At 39.0% G+C, this 26,776-nt stretch carries 17 protein-coding genes, 1 tRNA gene and 1 pseudogene; 13 read left to right on the top strand and 6 right to left on the bottom strand.

What is annotated here, in order from left to right:
• Positions 1–156: 156 nt before the first annotated feature.
• Both ACPT8O_RS07405 and ACPT8O_RS07400 read left to right on the top strand, forming a co-directional pair.
• Positions 157–2,427 (top strand): NADP-dependent malic enzyme, encoded by a 2,271-nt coding sequence (locus ACPT8O_RS07405; RefSeq protein ID WP_112080755.1) that lies wholly within the window; start codon positions 157–159, stop codon positions 2,425–2,427.
• Between the two features lie 228 nt (positions 2,428–2,655).
• On the top strand, positions 2,656–4,581 hold the full coding sequence (locus tag ACPT8O_RS07400) for an LTA synthase family protein (protein ID WP_186706372.1): 1,926 nt from the start codon (positions 2,656–2,658) through the stop codon (positions 4,579–4,581).
• 30 nt (positions 4,582–4,611) lie between these two features.
• On the opposite strand, the gene uvrB is transcribed toward ACPT8O_RS07400, so the two are convergent.
• On the bottom strand, positions 4,612–6,651 hold the full coding sequence (gene uvrB / locus ACPT8O_RS07395; protein WP_110426066.1) for an excinuclease ABC subunit UvrB: 2,040 nt from the start codon (positions 6,649–6,651) through the stop codon (positions 4,612–4,614).
• Positions 6,652–7,086: 435 nt separating this feature from the next.
• On the opposite strand from uvrB, the gene ACPT8O_RS07390 reads away from it, so the two are divergent.
• A tRNA-Asn gene (locus ACPT8O_RS07390) sits at positions 7,087–7,162 on the top strand.
• A 102-nt stretch (positions 7,163–7,264) separates the two neighbouring features.
• Here the strand turns inward: ACPT8O_RS07390 and zevB are convergent.
• Both zevB and zevA read right to left on the bottom strand, forming a co-directional pair.
• Positions 7,265–8,233, bottom strand: a complete 969-nt coding sequence (zevB, locus tag ACPT8O_RS07385) for a zinc transporter permease subunit ZevB (protein WP_146379030.1) — start codon at positions 8,231–8,233, stop codon at positions 7,265–7,267.
• Positions 8,234–8,235: 2 nt separating this feature from the next.
• Positions 8,236–8,856 carry a zinc transporter binding subunit ZevA gene (zevA, locus tag ACPT8O_RS07380; protein ID WP_041175308.1) on the bottom strand — a complete coding sequence of 207 codons (621 nt, stop codon included), beginning with the start codon at positions 8,854–8,856 and terminating at the stop codon, positions 8,236–8,238.
• A gap of 351 nt (positions 8,857–9,207) precedes the next feature.
• Here zevA and ACPT8O_RS07375 point away from each other — a divergent pair, with 351 nt between their 5' ends.
• From ACPT8O_RS07375 to mfd, 7 genes and pseudogenes are all read left to right on the top strand, one after another.
• A complete protein-coding gene (locus ACPT8O_RS07375; RefSeq protein ID WP_021035051.1) occupies positions 9,208–9,483 on the top strand; it encodes a type II toxin-antitoxin system RelB/DinJ family antitoxin in 276 nt (91 codons plus the stop codon).
• Positions 9,480–9,742, top strand: a pseudogene (locus ACPT8O_RS07370) (type II toxin-antitoxin system YafQ family toxin). Before ACPT8O_RS07375 ends, ACPT8O_RS07370 begins: the two are co-directional and overlap by 4 nt.
• Positions 9,743–9,836: 94 nt before the next feature.
• Positions 9,837–11,507 (top strand): energy-dependent translational throttle protein EttA, encoded by a 1,671-nt coding sequence (ettA, locus tag ACPT8O_RS07365; protein WP_041175310.1) that lies wholly within the window; start codon positions 9,837–9,839, stop codon positions 11,505–11,507.
• Positions 11,508–11,568: 61 nt separating this feature from the next.
• The gene (locus tag ACPT8O_RS07360) at positions 11,569–11,910 is read left to right on the top strand and encodes a SirB2 family protein (RefSeq protein WP_021035054.1); all 342 of its coding nucleotides are present in this window, start codon (positions 11,569–11,571) and stop codon (positions 11,908–11,910) included.
• Between the two features lie 4 nt (positions 11,911–11,914).
• Complete coding sequence (locus ACPT8O_RS07355) at positions 11,915–13,885, top strand: tRNA(Met) cytidine acetyltransferase TmcA (protein ID WP_021035055.1); 1,971 nt, start codon at positions 11,915–11,917, stop codon at positions 13,883–13,885.
• The gene (locus ACPT8O_RS07350) at positions 13,882–14,055 is read left to right on the top strand and encodes a DUF5363 domain-containing protein (protein WP_021035056.1); all 174 of its coding nucleotides are present in this window, start codon (positions 13,882–13,884) and stop codon (positions 14,053–14,055) included. The genes ACPT8O_RS07355 and ACPT8O_RS07350 overlap by 4 nt, the downstream gene beginning before the upstream one ends.
• 102 nt (positions 14,056–14,157) lie before the next feature.
• The gene (gene mfd / locus ACPT8O_RS07345; protein ID WP_041175406.1) at positions 14,158–17,598 is read left to right on the top strand and encodes a transcription-repair coupling factor; all 3,441 of its coding nucleotides are present in this window, start codon (positions 14,158–14,160) and stop codon (positions 17,596–17,598) included.
• A 52-nt stretch (positions 17,599–17,650) separates the two neighbouring features.
• Here the strand turns inward: mfd and ACPT8O_RS07340 are convergent, their stop codons facing one another.
• Positions 17,651–19,042 carry a DegQ family serine endoprotease gene (locus ACPT8O_RS07340; RefSeq protein ID WP_021035058.1) on the bottom strand — a complete coding sequence of 464 codons (1,392 nt, stop codon included), beginning with the start codon at positions 19,040–19,042 and terminating at the stop codon, positions 17,651–17,653.
• Positions 19,043–19,236: 194 nt separating this feature from the next.
• Between ACPT8O_RS07340 and accD the strand changes: the two genes are divergently transcribed.
• Complete coding sequence (gene accD, locus ACPT8O_RS07335) at positions 19,237–20,127, top strand: acetyl-CoA carboxylase, carboxyltransferase subunit beta (RefSeq protein WP_021035059.1); 891 nt, start codon at positions 19,237–19,239, stop codon at positions 20,125–20,127.
• Position 20,128: 1 nt separating this feature from the next.
• Positions 20,129–21,433: a bifunctional tetrahydrofolate synthase/dihydrofolate synthase gene (gene folC / locus ACPT8O_RS07330; RefSeq protein ID WP_021035060.1), complete on the top strand. Its 1,305-nt coding sequence runs from the start codon at positions 20,129–20,131 to the stop codon at positions 21,431–21,433.
• 233 nt (positions 21,434–21,666) lie between these two features.
• Here folC and ACPT8O_RS07325 read toward each other — a convergent pair whose 3' ends face one another.
• Complete coding sequence (locus ACPT8O_RS07325) at positions 21,667–22,353, bottom strand: SanA/YdcF family protein (protein ID WP_041175311.1); 687 nt, start codon at positions 22,351–22,353, stop codon at positions 21,667–21,669.
• A 157-nt stretch (positions 22,354–22,510) separates the two neighbouring features.
• On the opposite strand from ACPT8O_RS07325, the gene metX reads away from it, so the two are divergent.
• A complete protein-coding gene (gene metX / locus ACPT8O_RS07320; RefSeq protein ID WP_041175312.1) occupies positions 22,511–23,587 on the top strand; it encodes a homoserine O-acetyltransferase MetX in 1,077 nt (358 codons plus the stop codon).
• A gap of 69 nt (positions 23,588–23,656) precedes the next feature.
• On the opposite strand, the gene gyrA is transcribed toward metX, so the two are convergent.
• Complete coding sequence (gene gyrA, locus ACPT8O_RS07315; protein WP_041175313.1) at positions 23,657–26,299, bottom strand: DNA topoisomerase (ATP-hydrolyzing) subunit A; 2,643 nt, start codon at positions 26,297–26,299, stop codon at positions 23,657–23,659.
• Positions 26,300–26,776: the final 477 nt, after the last annotated feature.

Raw genomic sequence — 26,776 nt, 5'->3', positions numbered from 1 at the left:
TTTACTGAAAAATGAAAAGTCTAGCTAATGCCTCGCATCAAAAAAATTTTGTTATAAAGTTGTAAGAATTTGCAGTTCGTCACAATTTTTTGAATAAAAAACAGATATAATCGACGCAGTATTTCAATCCTGTTTCAAGAAAATGGAGCACTTATTATGACCGAACAATTACGTCAAGCAGCCTTGGATTTCCACGAATTTCCAATTCCTGGAAAAATCGAAGTTACCCCAACAAAATCACTCGCAACACAACGCGATCTGGCTTTAGCTTATTCACCGGGTGTGGCAGAGCCTTGTTTAGAAATTGAAAAAGATCCTGCCGCCTCTTACAAATATACCGCGCGTGGCAATTTAGTAGCGGTGATTTCCAATGGTACAGCGGTACTTGGGCTTGGCAATATTGGCGCGCTTGCCGGCAAACCCGTAATGGAAGGGAAGGGCGTATTGTTCAAAAAATTTGCAGGCATTAACGTGTTTGATATTGAAGTGAATGAGCATGATCCCGATAAACTTGTTGATATTATTGCCTCGTTAGAGCCAACTTTCGGTGGGGTAAATCTTGAAGATATTAAAGCACCTGAATGTTTCTATATTGAACAAAAATTGCGTGAGCGAATGAATATTCCTGTATTCCATGATGACCAACATGGCACGGCGATCATCAGCGCTGCTGCGATCATCAATTCTCTTCGTATTGTAGGTAAAAAAATTGAAGATGTCCGACTTGTTGCTTCTGGTGCGGGTGCAGCATCAATTGCGTGTTTGAACTTATTACTTTCTTTAGGCATGAAACGTGAAAACATCACGGTTTGTGACTCGAAAGGCGTGGTATATAAAGGTCGTGATGACAAAATGGATCAAACCAAAAAAGATTATGCAATTGAAGATAATGGCTGGCGTAAACTTGGCGATACGATGCCAAATGCAGATATTTTCTTAGGTTGTTCTGCGGCTGGTGCGCTTACGCAAGATATGGTTAAAAGTATGGCTGCGCATCCAATTATTCTTGCTTTAGCTAATCCAAATCCTGAAATTACCCCGCCAGAAGCAAAAGCTGTTCGTCCTGATGCGATTGTATGTACAGGTCGTTCTGATTATCCAAACCAAGTAAATAACGTGCTTTGTTTCCCATTTATTTTCCGTGGTGCATTAGATGTGGGCGCAACCACTATTAATGAAGAAATGAAACGTGCGGCAGTTTATGCCATTGCTGACCTTGCATTAGAAGAGCAAAACGAAGTGGTAACCTCTGCTTACGGTGGCGAAGGGGCAACATTTGGTGCGGATTATGTGATTCCTCGTCCATTTGATCCTCGCTTGATTGTGCGTATTGCACCAGCGGTAGCAAAAGCTGCAATGGAATCTGGTGTGGCAACTCGTCCGATTCAAAATTGGGATATTTATATTGACCAACTCACTCAGTTTGTTTACAAAACCAACTTGTTTATGCGCCCTATTTTCAGCCAAGCAAAAGCGGCAAAACAACGCATTATTTTAGCGGAAGGGGAAGAAAATAAAGCATTACATGCCACCCAAGAAGTGATTTCAATGGGCTTGGCAAATCCAATTTTAATTGGTCGCCGCAGTGTGATTGAAGAAAAAATTAAAAAACTTGGTTTACGTTTAACTGCAGGTGTGGATTTTGAAATTGTGGATAACGAAGATAATCCTCGCTATGAAGAATGTTGGAAACACTATTACGAACTTACTAAACGTAAAGGCATTACACCTGCGATTGCAAAACGTGTCGTGCGTTCTAACACTACCGTATTAGCTTCTACATTGCTTAGCTTAGGTTATGCAGACGCTTTAGTATGTGGTTTATTTGGTTCATACGGAAAACACCTTGCATCTATTCGAGATATTATTGGCTTAAAAGACGGCGTGAAAACTGCCGCTGCTTTAAATAGTCTTGTATTACCGACTGGTAACGTATTCTTAACAGATACTCACGTAAACAGTAATCCTACAGCAGAAGAATTAGCTGAAATTACCTTAATGGCAGCAGAAGAAATTCATCGTTTTGGTATTGAACCTGCAGTTGCGTTGCTTTCACACTCTAATTTTGGTTCATCTGATTCATTAGGCGCACCAAAAATGCGTGAAGTATTACAGATCGTCAAAGAGCGCAATCCACATTTAATGATTGATGGGGAAATGCGTGGCGATTTAGCGATGAATGAAGCACACAGAAAAGAATTAATGCCTGATAGCCCATTGAAAGGAAGCGCAAATTTATTAGTGTTCCCTGATTTGAGTGCATCACGTATTAGTTATAGCTTATTACGCAGCACCACTACGGCAATTACCGTTGGCCCGATCTTAATGGGTATGAATAAATCTGCGCATATTCTTAATCCAGGTGCATCTGTTCGTCGTATTATCAATATGATTGCCTATGCAGCAGTGAAAGCACAACAAGAGTAATCGAAAAAAGTGCGGTAAATTTTTGTCGTTTATTTAATGAAGCCTCGATTTTTCTCGAGGCTTTATTTTCTAGTGAATGTGTTTACATTTGAGATTAAGTAAAACTATGCGAAAATTTACCGCACTTTAAGACTTTTGTCGTGTCGAAAAGGAACCGACCGATAGACAGTTGCCTATCTTTCTTTAATTTAATACGGCTTGGATGCCGTTGTGTTAGTGGTTTTTACAATGAAAAAAGCACATTTTCCTTTATTCCCCATCTTCACATTCGTGTTGATTAATCTCATTATCCTTTCCTTATCCCGTTTGGGACTTGCTGTGTGGCAATCAGAGCGTGTATCCACCGTAGATGGCTGGTTGCAATTATTTTTGCAAGGCGTACGAATGGATGTTGTGGCACTTTGTTATTTATTTGGCGTACCAGCATTGCTCACAACCTTGTTCCATAGCAGTAAAGTTTGGGTAAAAATTTTACGTCTATGGCTAACCTTTGGTAGCGTGTTCATTATCTTTATGGAAATTGCCACACCTGCCTTTATTGAAACCTACGATTACCGCCCAAATCGTTTATTTATCGAATACCTGATTTATCCGAAAGAAGTTTTTTCAATGCTTGCGGAAGGACATTTAAGTGCGGTAATTTTTAGCCTTGTTTTCACGATTTTAGCTGCCGTGATTTATTGGAAAATTTCTGGTTGGGCAGTCAAAAATTTACGTTCAATGAGTTGGAAACTTCGCCCTGTGATTGCTTTGCTTGTGATTGTCGTGAGCTTCCTTGGCGCGCGTTCAAGTTTTCAACACCGTGGTATTAACCCCGCCATGGTGGCATTTTCTTCTGATGCGTTAGTTAATTCCTTGGTGCTTAATTCGGGCTATTCCGTCATTTATGCGGCACAGCAATTTAAAGATGAAGAAAAATCTTCAGAAATGTACGGAAAAATGGATGCAGATGAAATGTTTCGTATTGTTAAAGCTAGCCGTGGCCGTCCAGAAAGTGATTACATTTCAGATAAATACCCAACTTTAACGAAAAATGTCGCGACTTATCAGGGGAAACCTAAAAATATCGTGATTTTGCTACAAGAAAGTCTCGGTGCTCAGTTTATTGGAACACTTGGTGGCAAACCACTTTCTCCAAATGTGGATCAGCTCGCAAAAGAAGGGTGGTTATTTGAAAATCTTTATGCAACAGGCACACGTTCAGTACGTGGTATTGAAGCAACAACGGCAGGTTTTACGCCAACACCAGCTCGTGCAGTGGTGAAACTTAATAATGCCCAAAGTGGTTTCTTTACTATTGCGGATTTATTACATAAACAAGGCTATAACACTTCGTTTATTTATGGTGGCGAAAAGCACTTCGACAATATGGCGAGTTTTTTCTACGGTAATGGCTTTAAAGATATTTGGGATCAACAAGACTATCAGAATCCAAAATTTACTGGCACTTGGGGCGTGAGTGATGAGGATTTATTTGATAAAGCCAATGAAACTTTCACGAAATTACAAAATGAAGGTAAACCGTTTTTTAGTTTAGTGTTTAGTTCCAGCAATCACGATCCATTTGAATATCCAGATGGCAAGATTGAGCTTTATGAGCAACCAAAAGCCACTCGTAATAACGCAGCAAAATATGCGGATTATGCCTTAGGTCATTTCTTTAAAATGGCAAAACAGTCTAATTATTGGAAAGATACGATTTTCTTAATTATTGCGGATCACGATTCTCGTGTAGGCGGTGCAAGTCTTGTGCCAATTAAGCATTTCCATATTCCAGCCTTGATTCTTGGGGAGGGCATTACGCCACGCCGTGACAGCCGTCTTGTGAGCCAAATTGATATGCCAACCACATTACTTTCTTTAGCAGGCGTAAGTGGCAATTATCCAATGATTGGCTTTGATTTAACCCAAGATGTAAACCCAGATCGTGCCTTTATGCAATACGATCAAACTCAAGCAATGATGAAAGGCAATAATGATGTGGTAATTCAAATGCCAAATAAAGTGGCACAAGGTTATCATTATGATAAATCAACAGAAACTTTAACGCCAAAAGAGGTGCCTGATGCAATGAAAAAAGAGGCATTGGCTCACGCTTTATTAGGTAGTTATTTGTATAAAAATCGCTTGTATTCTTCAGGTGAAAATAAATAGACAGAACGCCAGCTTAAGCTGGCGTTTCTTTTAGTTATCAAAAACAAACTGTTCACGTAATTGATGTAATTGATCGCGAATAGCCGCGGCTTTTTCAAATTCCAAATCTTGCGCAAATTTATACATTTGTTGTTCCAGTTTTTTGATTTGTTGTTGATATTCTTTGGCATTTTTCGGTGCATTATAAAGTGCGGTTGGTTCTGCCGCCATTTTTCCACGTTGTTTATTGGCTTTCGATTTTTGGTTTGCACCTTGCCCAATATCTAATAATTCACCGACTTTCTTATTTAATGCCTGTGGCACAATGCCATGTTCTTCATTGTATTTTGTTTGTTTTTCACGACGACGATTGGTTTCGGTGATGGCTTTTTCCATGGATTTTGTGATGCTATCCGCATATAAAATCGCTTTACCATTTAAGTTTCGTGCAGCACGGCCGATGGTTTGGATTAAAGAACGTTCGGAACGTAAAAATCCTTCTTTGTCTGCATCTAAAATCGCCACAAGAGACACTTCTGGAATATCTAAACCTTCACGCAATAAGTTAATTCCCACTAATACATCAAATTCGCCTAAACGCAAATCACGGATAATTTCGACGCGTTCCACGGTATCAATATCAGAATGTAGATAACGCACACGAATCCCGTGTTCATCTAAATAATCCGTTAAATCTTCCGCCATTTTTTTAGTGAGTGTAGTGACTAAAACTCGCTCATTTTTATCCGCTCTTTGGCGAGCTTCGGAAAGTAAATCATCCACTTGAATTGATACTGGACGAATTTCAATAAGCGGATCAAGTAAACCAGTGGGGCGAACCACTTGATCGATGATTTCACAGCCTGATTTCTCTAATTCATAAGGCCCTGGTGTTGCGGAAACATAAATGGTTTGCGGGGCTAAGCGTTCAAATTCCTCAAAGCGTAACGGACGATTATCCAATGCGGACGGCAAACGGAAACCATATTCGACTAAGGTTTCTTTACGTGAACGGTCGCCACGATACATCCCGCCAATTTGAGGCACAGTTACATGAGATTCATCAATAATTAAAATGGCATCAGAGGGCATATAATCAAATAATGTTGGTGGTGGTTCGCCCTCATTTCTTCCCGATAAATAGCGAGAGTAGTTTTCAATTCCCGAGCAATAGCCCAATTCATTCATCATTTCAATATCAAATTGGGTTCGTTGGCTGATACGCTGTTCTTCTAAAAGTTTATGTTCTTTAATGAAGTATTCACGGCGTGATACCAGTTCTTTTTTGATTTTTTCTATCGCATCTAAAATACGTTCTCTTGGCGTTACATAGTGAGTTTTAGGATAGATCGTAAAACGTGGGACAGCACCAAAACTACTACCAGTGAGCGGATCAAATAAACTTAAACGCTCAATTTCATCATCAAATAATTCAATACGCACCGCACGATCATCAGATTCCGCAGGGAAAATATCAATAATTTCTCCGCGAACACGGAAAGTTCCACGCTGAAATGCTTGATCATTGCGGGTATATTGCAATTCCGCTAACTTCGCTAAAATTTGGCGTTGATCGATAATGGCACCTTGTTGTAAATGCAACATCATTTGTAAATAGCTATCAGGATCGCCCAAACCATAAATTGCAGAAACGGAAGCCACCACGATGGTATCTCGACGTTCTAGAAAAGATTTCGTCGCAGAAAGTCGCATTTGTTCGATTTGATCATTAATAGACGCATCTTTTTCAATAAATGTATCACTGCTCGGCACATAGGCTTCTGGCTGATAATAATCATAGTAAGACACAAAATATTCCACCGCATTTTCTGGAAAAAAAGCTTTCATTTCTGCATAAAGCTGAGCAGCAAGGGTTTTATTCGGTGCAAGTAACATCGCGGGGCGATTTAATTGAGCGATTACATTGGCGATAGTAAACGTCTTCCCCGAGCCTGTTACCCCGAGTAAAGTTTGATGTGCCAAACCATCCGTTAAATTTTCAGCCAATTTTTCGATAGCTTGTGGCTGATCGCCAGAGGGACGAAAGTCGGAATGTAGAATGAACGGTTTTGTGTTGATTTTTTCAGACATAAAGTGCGGTCGGTTTTTTCATAGTTTTGAATAATGTCTATTTTAGCATATTTAATGTGTAAAATTGATCAGGCAAAAATCTAAGTTTTACACAGACTTAGCGATGTCAAGAGGAAGATGTCACAAATTCATTAAAAAAACTTTAAATTTTTACTAGACAAAACTTAACTTATTGATTTTAAATTAAAATTTAATTTTAGGCTAATCTATAATCAAGATCGAATAATCCTTGTAAGAACAAGGGATCCGCAAAATTTTAAAAAGTTAATCCACAAAGTTATCCACAGGCTCTGTGGATAGAAAAATAAATATTAGGGGGTATATAAAAGATGAGAAAATTTTTATTTTTTTATGAAATTTTTTTAAATTTTGCATTGACAAGCTAACTATCGATCATTAAAATTCGCGCCCTGTTCCTTGTGATACAAAGTTTATTCCTCCTTAGTTCAGTCGGTAGAACGGTGGACTGTTAATCCATATGTCGCTGGTTCAAGTCCAGCAGGAGGAGCCAATTTTTCTTTTGGTTTAGAGTTTGTTTGTCTCCTTTTACAAATTCTAAATTAGCAACCAAAAGATTTTTAGCCCATCATGTTGATGGGCTTTATTTTTAACTTCAAAATAGGATTTTGCTTCCGCCAGTTGAGATGGTTGTGCCGTATAACAAGCTCAAGGCAAAAAATAGCATTATTCCACCAGCGATTAGTTTCACGATGCTTTCGCTTTTTCCTTTCGTATTTTTTGAACTATACCAACGCCCTAAGTGGATTGCGGTATTTCTCGCATAACGCACAATTCCTGCGAAGGCTGACAGCATAAGCCCCGTGCCGAAAGACATGGCTAATACAGCTAAAATTCCCCAGCTATAAAGATCAAGCATATAAGCTAAAAATAAAACGAAAATTGCACCGCTACATGGGCGCATGCCAATTGTTAAAATCACGAGAAATTGTGATTTTAGATTGGTTGCTTGTGCAGTTTGTGTGGGGCTTGGCAAATGTTGGTGTCCACAGCTACAAGTGTTTGGCTGAAAAGTGCGGTTATTTTTCACCGCACTTTTTTCGTGTAGAGGGAGGGGATTGAGGGATTTAATGGTTAATTTAGCTTTTTTACGATAGGCACGTAGACCTTGCCAAATCCAATAACAGCCGAGAAATACCAATAATAGCAAGGCAGTTCGTTCTAACCAAAGCTGACTTAATTTGAAATAACGTGATGAAAGATTTAGCACTACAACAAGCAATGTTGTTGCTGTAATCGCGACAATGCCTTGCATTAAGGATGAAAGTAAGCTCAAGATAGTGCTTTGTTTTAATTGGCTTTCATGCGTGGAAAGATAGCTGGCAATAATAAATTTGCCGTGTCCTGGCCCGAGGGCATGGAGTACGCCGTAAACAAAGCTGGCGAAAATAAGTGTGATGCCTGCCTTGATGCTATTATTTTGAATTTGATGTAAATTTTCCGAAATAAGCTGATTAAACTCTTTTTGCCATGCAGCAATATGTAAGAAAAACCAAGGGGAAAAATAGCCAAATAAGGCTAATGCAACAATCGATAACATTAGCACTGTTTTATATTTTTTCATTTCTACTCACATTGAATTATTATTTTTTGTGCGAACATCACACCTAAGGAATCATCTTCGTTCTTTTGGGATTTATCAAGTGAAGATGCGTAGGCTTGGATTTTTTCATCCACATTAGGTTCAATTAATTTTCCTTGGCAATTTTTCGGAAGTGCGGAAAAATCTACCGCACTTTTTGAGGCGTAAGTCATCGCCACATAATAAGTGGAATCGTAAGTTTGTAAGCTAAATGTGTTTTTTTCTAACTTTTGAGAATGGGCGAGTGGCACATCAAAATAATATTGCAGTTGTAAACCTTGAACGTTAATGCCGTAATTTTTTGGGCGAGGGGAATATTTGATTTTATTATTTTGCTTGTCATATAAATAGCTGAAATAATGTTCACTGACGATATTTCCCATGACGTCATCAAGAAGTTTTTGTTTCTCCGTTTTAGTTCTAGCTTGTTTCATATCATAAATAACTGCAGACGAACTTGGTTCATCCAACGTCCATTTCATTGAAAAACCAGTAAGTTGATTATTTTCTATAATGGGCGTGCTTTGTATATCAATAAATGCATGGGGGTGAGATAAAGCACTGCAACTAAAGAATAGACCGAGTAATAATGAATACGTTTTCACAAAAAATCCTAATTATTTTGAACGTTAGCATTAGAAGTTGTTTATTCTACACGCAAAAACGAATTTTTCGGTCAAAAATATTGATGTAAATCAAAAAAACTCTCAATAGCATTTCCCTCGTCTCTGAATATTCAGTAACATTGCTCCCGTCAAGTAATTGCTTGATATTCATAAAGTTCCTAAATAAAATAATCATAAATATAGCTAAACTACTTTCCTGCCACCCGTTTCGGGTGGTTTTTTTTATCTAAAATTTATTAGGAACGCATTTTTGTATATCTTTTGTGTTTTAATTGTATTTCATTGTATGTTATTGTGTATGTTAAGCATCATTGATAAGGAGAAAATAATATGGCTGCAGTTAGCTTTCGAGTACCTGATGAAACTAAAAATATAGCGTTTGAAGTGATTAAAAGTTATGGTCTTTCCCCAACTCAAGCACTTAATATGTTTTTAGCTCAAATAGCTAAAACGAAAGCGATTCCAGTATCATTAGATTATCAAACTGAACAGATGCCTAACTCAAAAACGATAATGGCTATGGCAGAGTTGGATAATCATAATGGGCGTGAATACAAAACATTGGAGGAATTCCATCAAGCGATGCTATCGGAGATGAAACTATGATTTCAGTGAGTGGGGAATATAAAAGAGAATTTAAAAACATATTCCTCTTATTATAAATAGTCCAGAATATATTGAAGTTATGTATTGTCTTTTGAATAGCTTACCATTGCCAGAAAAATATAAAGATCACGCTTTAACTGGCAATTGGAAAGGTTGGCGAGATTGCCATATTAAGAATGATCTCGTGCTTATTTATAAAATTGTGGGGGATGAAATAAGATTAGCGCGTCTTAATACCCATTCAGAAATTTTTGGTTAATAGTAAGAATTTAAGTAAATCTTGTTCTTGGTATTCTATATTTTCGCCCTATTTTCCAGTAAAATAGGGCGAATTTTTTTGTGAGGAATTATTAATGTCATCTCAATTTGTATATACGATGCACCGTGTCGGCAAAGTGGTGCCGCCGAAGCGTCATATTTTGAAAGATATTTCTTTGAGCTTCTTCCCAGGTGCGAAAATCGGGGTATTGGGCTTAAATGGTGCGGGGAAATCGACCCTTTTACGCATTATGGCAGGCGTAGATAAAGAGTTTGAAGGGGAGGCTCGTCCGCAACCAGGAATTAAAATTGGTTATCTTCCGCAAGAACCCAAATTAGAACCACAACAAACCGTGCGTGAAGCAGTGGAAGAAGCGGTTTCTGAAGTGAAAAATGCACTGACTCGTTTAGATGAAGTGTATGCACTTTATGCGGATCCTGATGCAGATTTTGATAAACTGGCGGCTGAACAAGCCAATCTTGAAGCTATTATTCAAGCGCATGATGGGCATAATTTAGATAACCAATTAGAGCGTGCCGCAGATGCGTTACGCTTGCCAGACTGGGATGCAAAAATTGAGCATTTATCAGGGGGTGAACGTCGCCGTGTGGCACTTTGTCGCTTATTACTCGAAAAACCTGATATGTTGTTATTAGATGAACCAACTAACCATTTAGATGCGGAATCTGTGGCGTGGTTGGAACGTTTCTTACACGACTACGAAGGCACTGTTGTGGCAATTACCCACGACCGTTATTTCTTAGATAATGTAGCAGGTTGGATCTTAGAGCTTGATCGTGGCGAGGGTATTCCTTGGGAAGGTAACTATTCTTCTTGGTTAGAGCAAAAAGAGAAACGTTTAGAACAAGAACAAGCAGCTGAAAATGCACGTCAAAAATCCATTGCGAAAGAGTTGGAATGGGTTCGTCAAAATCCTAAAGGCCGTCAAGCGAAAAGCAAAGCACGTATGGCTCGTTTTGATGAATTGAACTCTGGCGAATATCAAAAACGAAACGAGACGAACGAACTCTTTATTCCACCAGGTCCACGCTTAGGCGATAAAGTGATTGAAGTGCAAAACTTAACCAAGTCTTATGGCGACCGCACTTTAATTGATGATTTATCCTTTAGTATTCCAAAAGGTGCAATCGTTGGGATTATCGGAGCGAACGGTGCAGGTAAATCAACCTTATTCCGTATGTTGTCAGGTCAAGAGCAGCCAGATAATGGATCTATTACGATGGGCGAAACCGTTGTGCTTGCGTCTGTGGATCAATTCCGTGACGCTATGGATGATAAGAAAACCGTGTGGGAAGAAGTGTCTAATGGACAAGACATTCTCACTATCGGCAACTTTGAAATTCCAAGCCGTGCTTATGTGGGGCGTTTCAACTTCAAAGGTGTGGATCAACAAAAACGCGTAGGCGAATTATCGGGTGGGGAACGTGGTCGTTTACATTTAGCGAAACTTCTACAACGTGGTGGTAACGTGCTATTACTGGACGAACCAACCAATGACTTAGATGTTGAAACCTTGCGTGCCTTAGAAAATGCGATCTTAGAATTCCCAGGCTGTGCAATGGTTATTTCGCACGACCGCTGGTTTTTAGACCGTATCGCAACGCATATTTTAGACTACGGCGATGAAGGTAAAGTCACGTTCTATGAAGGTAACTTCTCAGACTATGAAGAGTGGAAAAAGAAAACCTTAGGCGATGCAGCAACTCAGCCACATCGTATTAAATATAAACGTATTACGAAGTAATTTAGATTGAGAAAGTGCGGTGGATTTTGACCGCACTTTTCTTACTTTTTTGGGAGTGATTATGTTAGTTCATTTACATATTTTTTTCGCCTTTGTAAGTTTGGCGTTGTTAGTAATTCGTGGTGCAATGCAGCTTAATGGTAAAAATTGGCGTTCGATAAAATTATTAAAAATTTTACCGCACTTATCAGATACCTTGCTGATTGTATCTGGTGTCGTCATTTTATATCTCTTTGCTTTTGGTATTGAATTATGGTTAGTGGCTAAATTTGCATTACTGATTTTGTATATCCTGTTTGCTGCAAAATTTTTCAGTAAAAAAGTTTCTCAACCCAAAAGCATTTTCTTTTGGCTTGCTTGCGTAAGTTTTATTGGTGCGATATTAATTGCCTATTTAAAATAACACGATGCCATCTCGCCATCTTCAAATTTTGATCAGAAAAACTTTGCCGCTTTTGTCTGATAACGTATTAATTATCGGTGAAAGCGGCATTGCTTTTTCTAAAGCAACGAATTTGCTCGGACAAGAATTTGAACATATCTTATTTGATGGACGAAATGGCATTCATCTTGAAGCGCTGGCTATTGCAGCTGGAACACTAAAAATGGGCGGTACACTTTGTTTAGTCTTATCCGATTGGGAAAATTTATCTCAGCAGCCTGATCAAGATAGTTTACGTTGGAATGGAAATCAGTCAGCGATTGCTACGCCTAATTTTATTTATCATTTCAAACAGTGCATTGAACGCTATCATTTCCCCATTTTCAGAGAGGAAAGTGCGGTTGAATTTCCTGCGGTTTTTTATTCTAACGAGCATCACAAAAATGCCACGTTAGTTCAGCAGCAAATTATTGAGAATATTTCACAAGCCGATCAGGATATTTATTTTCTAACAGCCAAGAGGGGAAGAGGGAAATCTGCATTATTGGGGATACTTGCTAACCAAATTCAAGCACCAGTTTATCTCACTGCACCAAATAAAAGTGCGGTACATTCGGTTATTGAATTTTCAGAACGAGAGATAGAATTTATCGCCCCCGATGAACTGGCTATTAGGTTACAAAATGAACCTGAATTTAGTCAATCTGCTTGGTTGCTCGTAGATGAAGCTGCGATGATCCCATTGCCATTATTGCAACAATATTCTCAATATTTTCAACATATTGTCTTCAGTACTACAATTCATAGCTACGAAGGAACGGGGCGTGGTTTCGAATTAAAATTTAAACGGAAAATTCACCGCACTTTTCAGCATTTTGAGCTTAAACAGCCTCTACGTTGGCAAGAAAATGATCCCTTAGAACATTTTATTGATGATCTTTTGTTGCTAAATGCCGAAGATGATTTTCAGCACTTCGACTATAGCGATATTACTTATAACATTGAGGAAAACGCTAAAAACCTTTCCTTCCCCTGCTTGCGGGGGAAGGTGCCCGTAGGGCGGAAGGGGGACTTAGATATAGCCAGCCCCCCTCAGCCTTCGGTAGCACCCCTCACAAGCAAGGGCAGACAAGAGGAATATAGTCATCAATTTTTCTTTCGAGATTTTTATGGACTAATGACGATTGCTCACTACCGTACATCGCCACTCGATCTTCGCCGTTTACTTGATGGAGAAAATCAACGTTTTTATTTTGCAGAATATCAACAGAATTTGCTCGGTGCAATCTGGGCGTTGGAAGAGGGAAATATGGCAGATGATGAATTGATTGTGCAAATTCAACAAGGCAGACGCCGTCCAAAAGGGAACCTTGTGCCACAGGCGTTATGTTTCCACGAAAATTTATCCCAAGCCTGTAAATTACGATCTTTACGAATTTCTCGTATCGCAGTTCAGCCAAATTGGCAAAAAAAGGGAATTGGTCAAAATCTAATGAAATTTATGGAAAATTCAGAAGTGGATTTTCTTTCGGTAAGTTTTGGTTACACTGACGAACTCGAAAAATTTTGGCAAAAGTGCGGTTTTGTTTTGGTGCATTTAGGCGAGCATCAAGAAGCGAGTAGTAGTTGTTATTCAGCGATAGCCCTAAAAGGTATTTCTAAAGAAGGATTGGCTTTAGTTGATACTGCATATAAACAATTTCAGCGAAATATTAGCCTGTCTTATCATCCTTTGGCAGAAAATTTTTCGCAAAATCAAATTGATTGGCAGCTTGATGATTTTGATTGGATGAGCTTAAAAAACTTCGCTAATTTTTACCGCACTTTATTTTCAAGCATTCCTGCGATGAGGCGTTTATTAAAATTAGCGGGCAAAGAAAATTTCCCATTAATTTCCGCTTATTTAACAAAAAAACAACTTCCCATTAACAAGAAAAAAGGCGTAGAACGGCTACGTTTAGAAATTAAACAATATTTAGAGCGAGGAACTTTATGACAGAACAAACCGCAAAACCAAAAGGCTGGTTTAAACGCGCACTTGAAAAATATGACAACTTCATTAAAGAATGGGGTTTAGATCAACCTAATTGTAGCTGCGTGCCTATGTTAGCAACAGAAGATGAAAATGGTAATTTGAAGAAAGAAGAATCTTCTTTAAAGAAATAAATATTAACTGTTTTTTTAAACAGTAAGCTTATTGAAAGATAGGGCAAATTCCAGTACACTATGCGTCAATTTTTATACAAGATTGACGCATTATTTATATTTATGAAAACGGCTTTTTTCCAACCTGATATTCCAACCCAACCTAATGATCATAAAATTTTAGGCAATGTCTTACAAGGTGCTGATGCACTGGCGATTAGTGAAATTGCAGAGCAAAATCAAAATTTAACTGTAGTAGTCACACCAGATACACGAAGTGCGGTACGTTTATCGCGTGTTTTATCGGAATTAAGCAGTCAAAATGTTTGCGTATTCCCTGATTGGGAAACCTTACCTTATGATACCTTTTCTCCCCATCAAGAAATTATTTCCTCTCGTTTAAGTGCGCTTTTCCATTTACAAAATGCGAAAAAAGGCATTTTCTTATTGCCGATTTCGACATTAATGCAACGCCTTTGCCCGCCACAATATTTACAACACAATGTGCTTCTGATTAAAAAAGGCGATCGTTTGGTCATCGATAAAATGCGTTTACAATTAGAAGCCGCGGGCTATCGTGCTGTGGAGCAAGTATTAGAACACGGCGAGTATGCCGTTCGTGGGGCTTTGTTGGATCTTTTCCCAATGGGAAGTGCGGTGCCTTTTCGTCTTGATTTTTTTGATGATGAAATTGATTCCATTCGCACTTTTGATGTGGATACGCAACGTACTCTTGATGAAATTAACTCAATTAATCTTTTGCCAGCGCACGAATTTCCAACGGATGATAAAGGGATTGAATTTTTCCGTGCACAATTTCGTGAAACCTTTGGGGAGATCCGTCGAGATCCCGAACATATTTATCAGCAAATCAGTAAAGGTACCTTGATTTCTGGCATTGAATATTGGCAGCCACTTTTCTTTTCTGAAATGGCGACGTTGTTTGATTATTTGCCAGAACAAACGCTGTTTGTGGATATGGAAAATAACCAAACGCAAGGCGAGCGTTTTTATCAAGATGCCAAACAGCGTTATGAACAACGTAAAGTGGATCCAATGCGTCCGCTTTTATCGCCTGAAAAATTATGGCTCAATGTTGATAAAGTTAATCGCCGATTGAAATCTTATCCACGTATTACATTTAAAGCGGAAAAAGTGCGGTCATCGGTACGCCAGAAAAATTTACCTGTTGCCGCTTTACCAGAAGTGACTATTCAATCCCAGCAAAAAGAACCATTGGGGCAATTACGCCAATTTATTGAGCATTTTAAAGGAAATATACTCTTTTCTGTGGAGACAGAAGGTCGCCGAGAGACGTTGCTTGATTTACTTTCAGCGTTAAAACTTAAACCAAAACAAATTCAATCCTTGGAACAGGCTAAGAATGAAAAATTTAGCTTGTTAGTCAGCTCTCTTGAACAAGGTTTTATTATTGAACAATCGTTTCCTGTTGCGATTATTGGCGAAGCTAATTTACTTGGCGAACGTGTTCAACAACGTTCTAGAGATAAACGTAAAACGATTAATCCTGACACGCTTGTACGCAATCTTGCCGAGTTGAAAATAGGGCAACCAGTTGTGCATCTTGATCACGGTGTGGGGCGTTATGGTGGTTTGGTCACCTTAGATACAGGCGGCATTAAAGCAGAATATTTGCTGTTAAATTATGCCAATGAATCAAAACTTTATGTCCCAGTGACTTCATTACATTTGATTAGCCGTTATGTGGGTGGTTCTGATGAAAGTGCGCCATTACATAAACTGGGTAACGAGGCTTGGGCGAAATCACGTCAAAAAGCAGCGGAGAAAATTCGTGATGTGGCGGCCGAGTTATTAGATGTTTACGCTCAACGTGAAGCGAAGAAAGGCTTTGCCTTTAAATATGATCGTGAAGAATTTCAACAATTTGCTGCAACCTTTCCTTTTGAAGAAACTTACGATCAGGAAATGGCAATTAATGCGGTAATTTCTGATATGTGTCAGCCAAAAGCAATGGATCGCCTTGTTTGCGGTGATGTGGGTTTTGGTAAAACTGAAGTGGCAATGCGTGCTGCCTTTTTGGCTGTGATGAATCATAAACAAGTAGCAGTGCTAGTGCCAACCACATTGTTAGCCCAACAGCATGATGAGAATTTTAAAGATCGTTTTGCGAACTTGCCTGTGAACGTAGAAGTGTTATCGCGTTTCAAAACTGCAAAAGAACAAAAACAAATTCTGGAAAACCTTGCAGAAGGCAAAGTCGATATATTGATTGGTACCCATAAATTAATTCAATCAGATGTCAAATTTAGCGATCTTGGTTTGTTGATTATTGATGAAGAGCACCGTTTTGGTGTAGGGCAAAAAGAGAAAATCAAACAGCTCCGTGCGAATATCGATATTCTTACGCTAACGGCAACGCCAATTCCGCGTACGCTAAATATGGCGATGAATGGTATTCGTGATCTGTCCATTATTTCCACACCTCCTGCTCGCCGATTAAGTATTAAAACCTTCGTCCGCCAGAATGATGATCTTGTTGTACGAGAAGCGATTTTGCGTGAAATCTTGCGTGGCGGACAGGTTTATTACCTCCATAATGATGTCGCAAGTATTGAAAATACAGCAGAAAAACTCACCGCACTTGTGCCAGAAGCGCGAGTGATTGTGGGGCATGGACAAATGCGCGAACGTGAATTAGAGCGTGTGATGAGTGATTTTTATCATCAGCGTTATAACGTCTTAGTTTGTTCAACCATTATCGAAACGGGTATTGATGTACCAACGGCAAATACCATTATTATTGAACGAGCGGATCATTTTGGCTTGGCTCAGCTTCATCAATTACGTGGACGAGTAGGGCGTTCACATCATCAGGCTTATGCTTATTTGCTTACGCCACCGCCAAAAATGATGACAAAAGATGCTGAACGCCGTCTTGATGCATTGGAAAATCTTGATAATCTTGGGGCTGGTTTTATCTTGGCAACCCACGATTTAGAGATTCGTGGTGCAGGCGAATTACTCGGAAATGAACAAAGCGGACAAATTGAAAGCATCGGTTTTTCGCTTTATATGGAATTATTGGATGCGGCGGTTAAAGCGTTAAAAGAAGGGCGAGAACCATCCTTAGAAGAACTGACGCAACAACAAGCGGATATTGAATTGCGCGTTCCTGCTTTACTGCCTGATGATTATCTAGGAGACGTGAATATGCGTTTATCCTTTTATAAACGCATTGCCGCCGCAGAGAGTAAAGCAGAATTAGATGAATTAAAAGTCGAGTTGATTGACAGATTTGGATTATTGCCTGATGCAACGAAAAACTTATTACAAATTGCAGAGTTGCGTTTATTGGTTGAGCCGTTAAAAGTTGTGCGAATTGATGCTGGAACACAAGGCGGTTTTATTGAGTTTTCAGCAAAAGCACAAGTGAATCCAGATAAATTTATTCAATTAATTCAAAAAGAACCTATTGTGTATCGATTTGATGGTCCATTAAAATTTAAGTTTATGAAAGATCTATCCGATAACAAAGTGCGGTTAGAATTTGTGGTGGATTTGTTAAGAACGATTGCTGCATAAAAAGAAGTCCGATCATTGTGATCGGACTTTTTTCTTAAATATATCAAGCAGATTATTGCACTAATAAATAGAAATTACTGTTACCTCGTAAAATATTAAGTGCAATTGCTGATGGCTCAGTTTCAAGCACTTTATTTAATTCACGAATGTTTTCGATCATTTGACGATTAATACCAATAATAATATCGCCCGCTTTTAAACCACGTTGTGCAGCCAGCGAATTAGGTTGAATTTTTGTGATTTCAATGCCTTTAACGCCTTTTGCATCGTAGTCTTTCAATGTTGCGCCATCTAATGCGAGTAATTCAGTTTTAGAGGAAAGTTGGCTACCATCATCCGCTTGTAATTTCACTTTAACATCGTGGGATTTGCCGTCTCGTAAGTAAGTCAAGCTAATCTCTTTGCCTGCACCAGTGGTTGCAATTTTTGCACGCATTTCAGCAAAACTTGAGATTTTTTGACCGTTCATCGCCGTGATAATATCGCCCGCTTTAAGACCTGCTTTTTCAGCAGCAGATTTCGGTAAAACTTCGCTCACAAATGCGCCTTGTTGCGCACTCACATTAAAGGCTTTGGCTAAATCAGCATTGAGTTCGCCCCCTTTAATACCAAGCAATCCGCGACGCACTTGACCAAATTCTAAAATTTGTTGCACTAAATTGCTTGCTTGATTACTTGGAATCGCAAAGGCAATTCCTGCATTGCCACCGCTTGGAGAAATAATTGCGGTATTAATGCCAATAAGTTCGCCATTTAAATTTACCAACGCACCACCCGAATTACCGCGGTTTACGGCTGCATCGGTTTGAATGTAGTTTTCATAAGTACCGCTATCAGAGCCTGTTGAACGACCCAATGCAGAAACAACACCTGATGTCACAGTTTGACCTAAACCAAATGGATTACCAATTGCAACAGTAAAATCGCCTACGCGTAATTTGTCGGAATCAGCAAATTTGATTTCTGTTAAATTACTTGGTTTTTCAAGTTGAACTAACGCAATATCTGATTGCTCATCTTTACCCACTAATTTTGCTTTAAATTCACGACCATCTTGTAATTGCACGGTAATTTTATCAGCCCCATCAATAACATGATTATTAGTTAAAACATAGCCTTTGCTTGCATTAATAATGACACCAGAACCTAAACCACGGAAGTTACGCTTTGACTCTCCGCGTCCACCAAATTGTTCCGCAAAACGATCGCCGAAGAAAAATTTAAATTCTTCAGGAATATCGTCTAGGAAAGGAGAACGAGAATCTCCTTTAGCTTTTCCTTCAACGGAAAGAGTGACAACGGCAGGTTGAACTTTTTCTAACATTGGTGCAAGACTGTTTTGTTCCGAAATAAAACTTGGCAAAGTGGCTTGAGCAACAAATGATGTGCTTAATACACTTAATCCAAGTGCAATACTATTTAATACAAAACGTGTTTTTTTCATAAAATACTCCAAAATAGATTTCAGACAACGTGGTCTATAAGACAAAAAAATAGAAAAAATGTTCAATAAGAGGAGAGCAAATTATCTTGTTAAAAAGGAAATCGGAGCAGTATAAAAACGGCCTTACAAGTAGCAAATTCTATAAATTTATGTTCTAATACGCGCAATTTTCTAGTCAATAAAAAGGTCAAAAAATGAGCTGGATTAACCGAATTTTTAGTAAAAGTCCTTCTTCTTCCACTCGAAAAGCCAATGTGCCAGAAGGCGTATGGACAAAATGCACTGCTTGTGAACAAGTACTTTATAGTGAAGAACTCAAACGTAATCTGTATGTTTGCCCTAAATGCGGTCATCATATGCGTATTGATGCCCGTGAGCGTTTATTAAACTTATTGGACGAAGATTCAAGCCAAGAAATTGCGGCAGATTTAGAACCAAAAGATATTTTAAAATTTAAAGATTTAAAGAAATATAAAGATCGTATCAGTGCGGCACAAAAAGAAACGGGTGAAAAAGATGCATTAATTACCATGACAGGTACACTTTATAATATGCCAATTGTTGTGGCTGCATCAAACTTTGCTTTTATGGGCGGTTCAATGGGTTCTGTAGTTGGGGCAAAATTTGTTAAAGCGGCTGAAAAAGCAATGGAAATGAATTGTCCCTTTGTATGTTTCTCTGCAAGTGGCGGTGCGCGTATGCAAGAAGCCTTGTTTTCTTTAATGCAAATGGCAAAAACTAGTGCGGTGCTTGCCCAAATGCGTGAAAAAGGTGTGCCGTTTATTTCAGTATTAACGGATCCAACTTTAGGTGGCGTATCAGCCAGTTTTGCGATGTTAGGGGATTTAAATATTGCCGAGCCAAAAGCCTTAATTGGGTTTGCTGGCCCTCGTGTTATTGAACAAACCGTACGTGAAAAATTACCAGAAGGTTTCCAACGCAGTGAGTTTTTACTTGAGAAAGGGGCAATTGATATGATCGTGAAACGTTCAGAAATGCGTAAAACTTTGGCAAGTGTACTGAGTAAATTAACGAATCAACCTTCTCCTTTTGTAGAACCTGAACTCATTTCAGAAGATGAATAATATGCAACTTAAAGCCACTTCGCCACTCGCTGAGTGGCTTTCTTATTTAGAAAAAAGCCATTTTAAACCCATTGATCTTGGTTTAGATCGTATTAAATCTGTGGCAGAAAAATTGGATTTACTTCATCCAGCCCCTTATGTGATAACAGTGGGAGGGACGAATGGTAAAGGCACCACTTGCCACTTATTAGAAACGATTTTGCTTAATCACGGATTACGTGTAGGCGTGTATTCTTCGCCCCATTTGTTGCGTTATAACGAGCGAGTACGCATTCAAAATCAAGATTTACCCGATGAAGCACATACAGCCTCTTTTGCTTTTATTGATGAAAACAAAACAGAATCGCTGACTTATTTTGAATTTAGCACCCTTTCTGCATTGCATTTATTTAAGCAAGCAAAGTTAGATGTAGTGATTTTAGAAGTGGGGTTGGGTGGTCGTTTAGATGCGACCAATATTGTGGATAGCCATCTTGCAGTGATTACTAGCATCGATATTGATCATACCGATTTTCTTGGGGATACCAGAGAGGCTATTGCTTTTGAAAAAGCAGGAATTTTCCGCGAAAATTGCCCTGTCGTGATTGGCGAACCTAATGTTCCGCAAACAATGTTAGATCAGGCTGAAAAATTACATTGCCAAGTTTCTCGTCGTGATGTGGATTGGTCATTTGAGCAAAATGCTGAAAATTGGCAATGGCAAAATAAAAAAGTGCGGTTAGAAAATTTGCTGTTTTGTCAGATTCCATTGGCGAATGCCGCAACGGCTCTTGCTGCTGTTCAATGTTTACCTTTTGATATTTCTGAACAGACTTTGCGAAAATCTCTGCAAGAGGTGGAGTTGGTTGGTCGTTTTCAAGCAATAAAAGCAGATAGACGTAAAAAATTAGCGGATTATCTTGGCGTACCAGCTGAAACCTTGCCAACAATCATTGTTGATGTGGGGCATAATCCTCATGCCGCAAAATATTTATCTGAAAAATTAACCGCACTTAAATGCAACATTGAGGGCAAAATGATTGCCGTATGTGGAATGCTAAAAGATAAAGATGCAAATGGGGTATTTGCACATTTAACGCCTATTATTGATGAATGGCATTGTGTAACCTTAGGCGGCTATCGCGGGCAGTCAGGCGATGAATTAGCTGATAAACTGAAAAGTCATTTCCCACACGTTCAAGCTACATCAGATAATTCTGTTATGGATGGTGTGCGTACAGCGCTCAAAAGTGCGGTAAAAAATGATGTTGTTTTAGTCTTAGGATCTTTCCACACCGTTGCTGAATTTTGGGCGGTATTGGAATAAAATTTACCATTAAAACAAAGGGCTGATCTTTAAAATCAGCCCTTATTTTTTTGCTTGCTTGGGAGAGTTTCATAATTCACCTGATAAATTTTACTAATTTAAGGATTGAATGTGGGACTTTACGTAATACGTAACATTGCTTTGCAAAAGCGTGTAGATTTTAACCAATTTTAAGTAGGCTTGCAAATTTTTAGCGGAAATTTTTGGTAGAAATACTGATTAGATTTCAGCGATTATTTCACTGAAAATTTTTCCGTTGGAAGTGGTTCTGGCTCGCCCAAAAAATAAGGTTCAACCCCTAATATCAAATCAAAAACTGCTTTTATTCGCGCAAAAACTTCTCTTATTTGTGTGGAAAAATGTAATTCTGGCTGTTTTGCCACAAAGCAAATGGCATCAATATTATGTGCTTGGGTAATTAATAGTGCGCGTTCGCAATGAAATTTTTGACTGACAATCGTAAATGCTTGTACTTGGAAAATTTTATCGGCACGGATAACGGAATCAAGGGTGCGAAAGCCTGCAAAATCACGGAACATTGAAGTTTCTGGCACGCCCATTTTGCGTAAATCGCGAAACATTGCTCTTGGTTCGTTATATTGCAAAGTTCGGTTGTCGCCACTTAATAAAAGATAATTCACTTTTTGTTGTTCGATTAGGCTTTTAGCTGTGGTTAAGCGACTATCGTAATAAACGTTCGGTTTTCCGCTGACGGTGTATTTTGATGTGCCAAGCACAAGGGCGTAAGGACGAAAGGGGAGTTCATCAATATTTGTGAATATTTTATCGCGAACATAAAAACTTACGCCTCGATCAACTAGCAAGCAAAGTATAATCAATGCAAAGATTGCGTAGAGTAGTATGCGAAAAAGTGCGGTGAATTTTGGGGAGAATTTTTTTACTAGCATAGCGGTAAACATAATGAAAAATCGACCGCACTTCAAGGGGAATTTGATGGATTTTGTGAATCGCATTGATGTGCGATAATTTAGCCGTTTAGACGGCTAAAATTTCTTGACAAGCTAATCGACTTACTGATAGTTTAAACGCCATTCTGATTATTACGATAGGTTTTCAATGTCTGTGCAAAATGTAGTGCTTTTTGACACACAGCCTTTAACTCTGATGCTTGGCGGCAAACTTTCCCATATTAATGTCGCGTATCAAACATATGGCGTGCTCAATGCTGAGAAAAATAATGCGGTATTAATTTGCCACGCTTTGACTGGCGATGCTGAGCCTTATTTCGATGATGGTCGCAATGGATGGTGGCAGAATTTTATGGGAGCAGGTTTAGCATTGGATACGGATCGTTATTTTTTTATTAGCTCGAACGTATTAGGCGGTTGTAAGGGAACAACTGGGCCTTCATCGATTAATCCGAAGATGGGTAAACCTTATGGTAGCCAATTTCCTAATATTGTCGTGCAAGATATTGTCAAAGTACAAAAAGCCTTGCTTGATCATCTTGGCATTAGCCATTTAAAAGCTATTATTGGCGGATCTTTTGGTGGCATGCAAGCGAATCAATGGGCGATTGATTATCCTGATTTTATGGATAATATCGTGAACCTTTGCTCATCCATTTATTTTAGTGCTGAAGCCATCGGTTTTAACCACGTAATGCGTCAAGCGGTCATTAATGATCCTAATTTTAACGGTGGCGATTACTATGATGGTACACCGCCAGATCAAGGGCTATCTATTGCGCGTATGCTAGGTATGCTGACTTACCGCACTGATTTACAACTTGCGAAAGCCTTTGGGCGTGCCACAAAATCAGATGGCAGTTTTTGGGGCGATTACTTTCAAGTGGAATCCTACCTTTCTTATCAAGGAAAAAAATTCTTAGAACGTTTTGATGCCAATAGTTATTTGCATTTGTTACGTGCGTTAGATATGTATGATCCCAGTCTGGGGTATGAAAATATCAAAGAGGCTTTATCACGCATTAAAGCGCGTTATACATTGGTTTCTGTGACTACGGATCAGCTTTTTAAACCAGTGGATCTTTATAAAAGTAAACAGCTTTTAGAACAAAGTGGCGTCGATCTACATTTTCATGAATTTCCATCAGACTACGGACACGATGCGTTTTTAGTGGATTATGATCAGTTTGAAAAACGGATTAGAGATGGTTTGGCTGGTAAGTAATTAGGCATAAAAAAGTGCGGTGAAATTTTACCGCACTTTTTCTTTTATAATAGGTTCTTTTATAATAGGTTATTCTTCAGAACTGCTTTCTTCCAAAGAATCTTCTTCATCTGCATCACAAACACGCTCTAAACTTACTACGTGTTCATCATCGGCAGTACGAATTAAACGAACACCTTGCGTGTTACGACCTACAATGCTTACCTCGCTTACGCGTGTGCGAACAAGGGTTCCTGCATCAGTGATCAACATAATTTGGTCTGTTTCTTCTACTTGAGTTGCGGCAACTACTTTACCATTGCGTTCACTCACTTTAATCGAAATCACACCTTTTGTATTACGTGACTTAGTTGGGTATTCACTTAACTGTGTGCGTTTTCCGTAGCCGTTTTGCGTTGCGGTTAAAATGGCACCTTCGCCTTTTGGCACAACAAGAGAAACCACTTTATCGATATTTAAGTCTAATGATGCTTCAGCGTTGTCATCAGAAATTTCTTCAATTTCTACCGCACTTTCATCGTCAGAAATATCGTTTGTTAAAGCCAGTTTGATACCGCGAACCCCTGTTGCTAAACGCCCCATTGCACGCACAGCATTTTCTGCAAAACGTACCACACGACCTTGTGATGAGAACAACATAATTTCGTTGCTACCATCGGTAATATCCACGCCGATTAATTCATCTTCATCACGTAAATTCAATGCGATGATACCGTTTGAACGTGGACGGCTAAATTCAGTTAAGGCGATTTTCTTCACAATACCGCCAGCAGTTGCCATGACCACGAATTTATCTTCTTCGTAAGCAGAAACTGGTAAGATTGCAGTAATACGTTCGTTTTCTTGTAATGGAAGAATATTTACAATTGGACGACCGCGTGCGCCACGGCTTGCTTGCGGAAGTTGATATACTTTCAACCAATATAAACGGCCACGGCTAGAGAAGCAGAGGATCGTATCGTGAGTATTTGCCACCAGTAATTTTTCGATGAAATCTTCTTCTTTCATCTTCGTCGCAGATTTACCTTTACCGCCACGACGTTGTGCTTCATAGTCAGTTAGTGGTTGGTACTTCACATAACCTTCATGAGAAAGCGTTACAACTACGTCTTCTTGTGCGATTAAATCCTCTAAATCAATATCGCCAGATGCGGTGGTAATTTCAGTTAAACGATCATCGCCGAATTGTGCTTTCACTTCTTCCAATTCTTCACGAATCACTTCCATTAAACGTTCTGCGCTACTTAAAATATGAAGAAGATCTGCAATTTTAACTAATAATTCTTCATATTCTTTTACAACTTCTTCAAAGGCAATGCCCGTTAAACGGTGTAAACGAAGTTCTAGAATTGCGTTTACTTGCGCTGGCGATAAGTAATATTGTTCACCTTGAATACCAAGATTTTCTTCTAAATCATCAGGACGAGCAGAAACATCAAGAAGATTAATAATATCGCTATGTAATGTCCAAGAGCGTGAACTGATTGTTGTTGCAGCTTCTTCACGGTTTTTAGAGTTACGAATAATCGCAATCATTTCATCGATATTAGAACGAGCAACCGCTAAACCTTCCAAAATATGCGTACGTTCACGTGCTTTGCGAAGCTCAAAGATAGAACGACGTGTAACGACTTCACGGCGGTGTAACACAAAGGATTCAATGATTTCTTTAAGATTAAATAAACGTGGCTGACCGTGATCCAATGCTACCATATTGATACCAAAGGTCACTTGCATTTGAGTAAGCGAGTAAAGATGGTTTAATACCACTTCCCCTACTGCCTCACGTTTAATATCAATTTCAATACGAATCCCTTCTTTGTTTGAAAGGTCAGTAATATTGCTGATACCTTCGATTTTTTTCTCGCGAATTAATTCGGCAATTTTCTCGACTAATTTTGCTTTATTTACTTGGTATGGCAATTCAGACACGATAATTTGCTCGCGTCCTTTTTCGTTGGTTTCTACCGTTGCTCGAGCGCGAACATACACTTTGCCACGACCAGTGCGATAGGCTTCTTCAATTCCTTTACGACCATTAATTAATGCCGCGGTTGGAAAGTCTGGGCCTGGAATATGTTGCATTAATTCATCAATGGTAATTTCATTGTTGTCGATATAAGCCAAACAACCATTTAATACTTCATTTAAGTTGTGAGGAGGAATATTAGTTGCCATCCCCACCGCAATACCAGAAGAACCATTTGCTAAAAGTGCTGGAATACGAGTCGGTAATACATCTGGAATCATTAATTCGCCATCATAGTTTGGCGAGAAATTGACGGTTTCTTTATCCAAATCAGTGAGCAATGCTTGCGTAATTTTTTGCATACGTACTTCGGTATAACGCATTGCAGCGGGTGCATCGCCGTCAATTGAACCAAAGTTACCTTGCCCATCAACTAACATATAGCGAAGTGAGAATGGTTGCGCCATACGAACGATTGTATCGTACACAGCGGAATCGCCGTGAGGATGATATTTACCGATTACATCCCCCACAACACGCGCTGATTTTACGTATTTTTTATTGGCGGTATTGCCTTCGCGATCCATTGAGAACAACACGCGGCGGTGAACAGGTTTTAAACCATCTCTAACGTCAGGTAATGCACGCCCAACGATAACCGACATCGCGTAGTCAAGGTAGGAAGATTTGAGTTCTTCTTCAATATTGACAGGGGTGATAGATGATTGGATTGAATCCGTCATTGGTATTCCTTTTTTGATCAAAAATTGTGGCGGATTATAGCATAAAGGTATGTTTTTTACATTAGGATTTCGCCTAATGGCGACTTACTTTCTTTTGCTTGTACAAAAGAAAGTAAGCAAAGAAAAGTGCCCCAGTTAAATCGCTGATCTTTGCTTTGTTTCAATTTTCTTTACGGCAATTTTCTAAACTCGCAACTACGTTGCTCAAACAGACGAAAATTGCCTAAAAATTGAAAGTCGCAAAGGCGATTTATATGGGGCCCGAGTTTATCGGAGGATCATTTAAAAAGTGCGGTTGGTTTTAGGGAGATTTTTATAGGTCGTTTTATTTGTAGGTAGAATTAAATGGGGTCCCTTCTTTTCCGCCTTTGTTTCATAGAATTTGTAGGAAATTTTCGTCTGTTTGAGCCGTTTGCGGCGAGTTCAGAAAATTTCCGTTAAGCAAATTGTATGAAACGAAGGAAATAAGGAAAAGCA

The sequence above is a fragment of the Haemophilus sp. HN_Hi08 genome, from assembly GCF_049824455.1.
GTDB classification, from domain to species: domain Bacteria; phylum Pseudomonadota; class Gammaproteobacteria; order Enterobacterales; family Pasteurellaceae; genus Haemophilus; species Haemophilus influenzae_D.
The sequence above is the reverse complement of the archived record's forward strand: the minus strand, read 5'-3'. Positions and strand labels throughout refer to the sequence as shown.